Source organism: Streptomyces sp. CNQ085 (assembly GCF_022614595.1).
Classification (GTDB): Bacteria; Actinomycetota; Actinomycetes; order Streptomycetales; family Streptomycetaceae; genus Streptomyces.
The window spans coordinates 7,587-13,371 of record NZ_JAJFAU010000018.1 but is presented as its reverse complement, the minus strand read 5'-3'; the positions used below and the strand labels follow the sequence as shown (position 1 = coordinate 13,371).

2 protein-coding genes and 1 pseudogene are annotated in these 5,785 nt (G+C 71.6%); 2 read left to right on the top strand and 1 reads right to left on the bottom strand.

Going from position 1 to position 5,785, the window contains the following annotated elements:
• Nucleotides 1–89 precede the first annotated feature (89 nt).
• The gene (gene metH, locus LJ221_RS05710) at nucleotides 90–3,647 is read right to left on the bottom strand and encodes a methionine synthase (RefSeq protein ID WP_241714331.1); all 3,558 of its coding nucleotides are present in this window, start codon (nucleotides 3,645–3,647) and stop codon (nucleotides 90–92) included.
• A gap of 225 nt (nucleotides 3,648–3,872) precedes the next feature.
• On the opposite strand from metH, the pseudogene LJ221_RS05705 reads away from it, so the two are divergent.
• Nucleotides 3,873–4,367: pseudogene (locus tag LJ221_RS05705) on the top strand (IclR family transcriptional regulator); the annotation flags it as partial.
• 325 nt (nucleotides 4,368–4,692) lie between these two features.
• Nucleotides 4,693–5,754, top strand: coding sequence for a PAC2 family protein (locus LJ221_RS05700; protein WP_241714330.1), 1,062 nt, complete (start codon nucleotides 4,693–4,695; stop codon nucleotides 5,752–5,754).
• Nucleotides 5,755–5,785: the final 31 nt, after the last annotated feature.

The following is a 5,785-nucleotide window of genomic DNA, read 5'->3' as shown; positions in this document are numbered from 1 at the left end:
CCCAGGCGCGGGCGACCGGCCTTCGCGTGCGCCTGGGGGCGCGGGCGACCGGCCTGTACCGGACGGATCAGTTTACGTCGGTCCGCGTACTACCGCGCGTTGAAGTATTTGGCCTCGGGGTGGTGGAGGACGATGGCGTCGGTGGACTGCTCGGGGTGGAGCTGGAACTCCTCGGAGAGTTTCACTCCGATCCGCTCGGGCTGGAGCAGCTCGGCGATCTTGGCGCGGTCGGCCAGGTCCGGGCAGGCCCCGTAGCCCAGGGAGAAGCGGGCGCCGCGGTACTTGAGGGCGAACATGTCCTCGATCGCGTCGGGGTCGTCGCCGGCGAAGCCGAGCTCGGCGCGGACCCGGGCGTGCCAGTACTCGGCCAGTGCCTCGGCCAGCTGCACCGACAGGCCGTGCAGTTCCAGGTAGTCGCGGTAGGAGTCGGCGGCGAACAGCTCCGCGGTGGCCTGGCCGATGCGGGAGCCGACGGTGACCACCTGGAAGCCCACCACGTCCGTCTGGCCGGACTCCTTGGGGCGGAAGAAGTCGGCCAGGCACAGCCGGCGCCCGCGGCGCTGGCGGGGAAAGGTGAACCGGGTCCGCTCGGCGCCGTCCTCACCGAGGACGACCAGGTCGTCGCCGTCCGAATGGCAGGGGAAGTAGCCGTAGACCACCGCGGCCTCCAGCAGGTTGTCGGTGTGCAGCCGCTCCAGCCAGCCCCGCAGCCTGGGGCGGCCCTCGCGCTCGACCAGCTCCTCGTAGGAGGGCCCGTCCCCGGTGCGCGGTGCCTTCAGCCCCCACTGCCCCTTGAACAGAGCTCCCTCGTCCAGCCAGGAGGCGTACTCCTTGAGCTGGATGCCCTTGACCACCCGCGTGCCGTGGAAGGGGGGCTCGGGCACGGGGTTGTCGGTGGCCACGTCCGAGCGCACCGGGCCGCTCTCGGCCGGCTCGGTGACCTGCGCGCTCACGGCCGCCTTGACCCGGCGCTGCCTGAGTTCGGGCAGCTTCGCTCCGGGCACGCCGCGCTTGACCGCGATCAGGGCGTCCATCAGGCGCAGGCCCTCGAAGGCGTCACGGGCGTAGCGGACCTCCCCGGCGTAGATCTCGTGCAGATCCTGCTCCACATAGGCGCGGGTCAGCGCGGCGCCGCCCAGGATCACCGGATACCTGGCGGCCAGCTCGCGGGCGTTGAGCTCCTGCAGGTTCTCCTTCATGATCACCGTGGACTTCACCAGCAGCCCGGACATGCCGATCACGTCCGCCCGGTGCTCCTCGGCCGCCTCCACGATCGCGGAGACCGGCTGCTTGATGCCGAGGTTGACCACGTTGTAGCCGTTGTTGGACAGGATGATGTCGACCAGGTTCTTGCCGATGTCGTGCACGTCCCCGCGCACCGTGGCCAGCACGATCGTGCCCTTGCCCTCGGCCCCCTCGGCCTTCTCCATATGGGGCTCCAGGTAGGCGACGGCCGTCTTCATCACCTCGGCCGACTGGAGCACGAACGGCAGCTGCATCTGCCCGGAACCGAACAGCTCCCCGACGACCTTCATCCCCGCCAGCAGGGTGTCGTTGACGATGTCCAGGGCCGGACGCCCGGCCAGGGCGGCGTCCAGATCGGCCTCCAGCCCGGTGCGCTCCCCGTCGATGATCCGCCGCCGCAGCCGCTCGTCCAGCGGCAGCGCGGCCAGCTCCTCGGCCCGGGATGCCTTCACACTCTTGGTGTCCACGCCCTCGAACAGCTCCAGGAACCGCTGCAGCGGGTCGTAGCCCTCCCGGCGCCGGTCGTGGACCAGATCCAGCGCGACCTGGACCTGCTCGTTTGGAATCCGCGCGATGGGCAGGATCTTGGAGGCGTGCACGATCGCCGAGTCCAGACCGGCCTTCACGCACTCGTCCAGGAAGACGGAGTTGAGCACCATCCGCGCGGCCGGGTTCAGGCCGAAGGAGATGTTCGACAGCCCCAGTGTGGTCTGCACCCCCGGATGCCGCCGCTTGAGCTCGCGAATCGCCTCGATGGTGGCCACCCCGTCGCGGCGGGACTCCTCGGTGCCGGTGCAGATGGTGAAGGTGAGGCAGTCGATGAGGATGTCCTCCTCGCGGATGCCCCAGTTCCCGGTCAGGTCCGCGATCAGCCGCTCGGCCACGGCCACCTTGTGCTCGGCCGTGCGGGCCTGGCCCCTCTCGTCGATGGTCAGCGCGATCAGCGCCGCGCCGTGCTCCCTGGCCAGGGCCGTGATCCGCGCGAAACGGGAGTCGGGCCCGTCGCCGTCCTCGTAGTTCACACTGTTGATCACCGCCCGGCCGCCCAGCTTCTCCAGCCCGGCGGCGATGACGGCCGGCTCGGTGGAGTCCAGCACGACCGGCAGCGTGGAGGCAGTCGCCAGCCGCCCGGCCAGCTCGGCCATGTCCGCCACGCCGTCACGCCCGACGTAGTCCACGCACACATCCAGCATGTGCGCGCCCTCGCGGATCTGCTCCCGCGCGATCTCCACGCAGTCCTCCCACCGCCCTTCCAGCATGGCGGTGCGGAACTTCTTCGACCCGTTGGCGTTGGTGCGCTCCCCGATCGCCAGATACGAGGTGTCCTGCCGGAACGGCACCGTCTGGTACAGCGACGCCGCACCCGGCTCCGGCCGCGCCTCCCGCCCGGCCGGTACCGTACCCCGCACCCGCTGAACGACCTGCCGCAGATGCTCGGGCGTCGTCCCGCAGCACCCGCCCACCAGCGACAGCCCGTACTCGGCCACGAACGACTCCTGCGCATCCGCCAGCTCACCCGCGGTCAGCGGATAGCGCGCGCCGTCGGCACCCAGCTCCGGCAGCCCGGCGTTGGGCATGCAGGCCAGCGGCACGCGGGCGTGCCGGGCCAGATAGCGCAGGTGCTCGCTCATCTCGGCCGGGCCGGTGGCGCAGTTCAGGCCGATCATGTCGATGCCCAGCGGTTCCAGCGCACACAGCGCGGCCCCGATCTCGCTGCCCAGCAGCATCGTGCCGGTGGTCTCCACCGTCACCGAGCAGATCACCGGCACCGACCACCCGGCCGCGTCCAGCGCCCGCCGCGCTCCCAGCACCGCCGCCTTGGTCTGCAGCAGGTCCTGGGTGGTCTCCACCAGCAGCGCGTCCGCGCCCCCGGCCAGCAGGCCCTCGGCATTGGCCTGGTAGGCGTCCCGCAGCGTGCGGTACCCGACATGGCCCAGGGTCGGCAGCTTGGTGCCCGGCCCCATCGACCCCAGCACCCACCGCTGCCGCCCCGTGCGCCGCGTGAAGACATCGGCCACCTCCCGCGCCACCCGCGCCCCCGCCTCGGACAGCTCCCACACCCGGCCGGCGATGTCGTACTCCGCCAGCGCCGCGAAGTTCGCACCGAAGGTGTTGGTCTCCACACAGTCCACACCGACCGCGAAGTACTCCTCGTGCACCGAGGCCACGATGTCGGGACGGGTGACGTTGAGGATCTCGTTGCAGCCCTCCAGCCGCTGGAAGTCCTCCAGCGACGGATCGGCCGCCTGCAACATCGTGCCCATCGCCCCGTCGGCCACCACCACCCGCGAGGCCAGCGCCCCACGCAACGCATCGGCACGGGGGGTCTTCGACGTATCGGCGGAGGCGGGCCCGGAGGCCGGCGTCGGATCGAGGTCGTGCGGGGTCGGCGAAGCTGCCATGGAACGGCTCCCAGAGATGCGACGGCTGTCGGCTTTGCGTCTTCCGCGGGGAAGCGCACCCGGCCAGGGTATCCGTCGGCACCGTCGGAGCGGCAGGCGTTCCGAGGCGTGGACTCCGGATGCCGAGCGGCTACCGCGGTATCGGCATGGCCCGATGGCGTTCGGCATTGCCGGACGTCGTCTTTCGGTCCACGGAGAGAGAAGCGAGCGGAGGAGAGGTGCGCGATGGCCCGGACCGTCCAGCCGCTGGAGCGGGCGGCGGCGGTACTGCGGCTGCTCGCCGAAGGTGAGCGGCGTCTCGGGCTGTCCGACATCGCCTCCCCCCTGGGCCTGGCCAAGGGCACCGCCCACGGACTGCCGCACACCCTCCGGCAGGAGGGCTTCGTCGAGCGGGACCCCGTCTCGGGAAGGTACCGACTGGGCGCGGAGCCGCTCCGGCTGGGCAACAGCTACCTGGACGTCCACGAGCTGCGGGCGCGCGCCCTGGTATGGACCGGCGATCTGGCCCGGACCAGCGGCGAGAGCGTCCATCTGGGCGTACTCCACTAGCAGGGCGTACTGGTCGTGCACCACGTCTTCCGCCCCGACGACAGCCGGAAGGTGCTGGAGGCGGGGGCGATGCGGCCGCTGCGCAGCACCGCGCTGGGCAAGGTGCTGGCCGTGTACGACCCGGTGGCCCGGCGGGCTCCGCTCCGTCCGGACCGCTCGCCCCTGTTCCCGTCCGCTCGCGCCGGTCTGTACCGGCTTGTCGGCAGGATGAGTTCGTTCATCTGCTTGGCACACTATTTGTTTGAAGCGGATCCCGGCCCGGTTCGGGGCGGTCGCTCCCGGGCAGGGTCCCGGGGTGCCCGCGCACCCTGTCGACCCGGCCGTTTTCACACAGTTTCGTCCACTCGGCCCGTGTCCGGCACGCAGTGGGAGCGCACCGGCGAGCGCGGCGACGGCTGCGGCGCGGGCACGGTCACGCCGTAGGCTGGGCCCGCACGGTAATGGAACGTCAGCCGGTACGGAGCGAGTGCTCCGGTCGGCCGGAAGGAGGCACTGGGTGATCGAGCTCGAGGGAGTTCCCGAGCTGGTCGACCCGGTCATGGTGGCCGCGTTCGAAGGCTGGAACGACGCCGGTGACGCCGCCTCCGCCGCGGTCGCGCACCTGGAACGGGAGTGGAAGGGCGAGGTGTTCGCGGCGCTGGACGCCGAGGACTACTACGACTTCCAGGTCAACCGTCCCCAGGTGTGGCTGGAGGGCGGTGTGCGCAGGATCACCTGGCCGACGACCCGTCTGTCGGTGGTGCGGATCGACGACGCCGACGGCCGGGGCCGCGCGCGCGATCTGGTGCTGGTGCGCGGTATCGAGCCGAGCATGCGCTGGAGGTCCTTCTGCAACGAGATCCTGGGCTTCGCCCACGAGCTGGGTGTGGAGATGGTCGTCGTGCTCGGCGCGCTGCTCGGGGACACCCCGCACACCCGGCCGGTCCCGGTCACGGGCGTCACCTCCGACCCGGACCTGGCCCGCACGATGGATCTGGAGGAGTCCCGCTACGAGGGCCCCACCGGCATCGTCGGCATCCTCCAGGAGGCATGCGGCCACGCGGGCGTGCCGGCGGTGAGCCTGTGGGCCGCGGTGCCGCACTACGTCTCGCAACCGCCCAACCCGAAGGCGACCCTCGCCCTGCTCAACCGCCTGGAGGACCTGCTGGACGTGCGGATCCCGATGGGCGAGCTGCCGGATGACGCCCGGGCCTGGCATCTGGGCGTGGACCAGCTCGCCACCGAGGACAACGAGGTGGCCGAGTACGTGCAGTCGCTGGAGGAGGCCCGGGACACCGCGGAGCTGCCGGAGGCGTCGGGCGAGGCGATCGCCAAGGAGTTCGAACGCTACCTGCGGCGGCGGGAGGGCCAGCCCGGCGGCCACGCCGCGGGCGGTACGGCCGCCGAGGGCGGCTCGTACCTGCGCGACACCCCGGCCGGGGGGCGTACACGTCCGGCGAAGCCACCGGAGGACGGCCCGGGGAACGGAAGCGGCCGGGAAGACGAGGGCGGCACGGAGAACGGGAACAGCCGGGAAGACGGGGGCGGCGGTACGGAGGGCCCGGAGAAGGACGGCTGAACGCACAGCGGGATGGTGGGGGGGGGGGGGG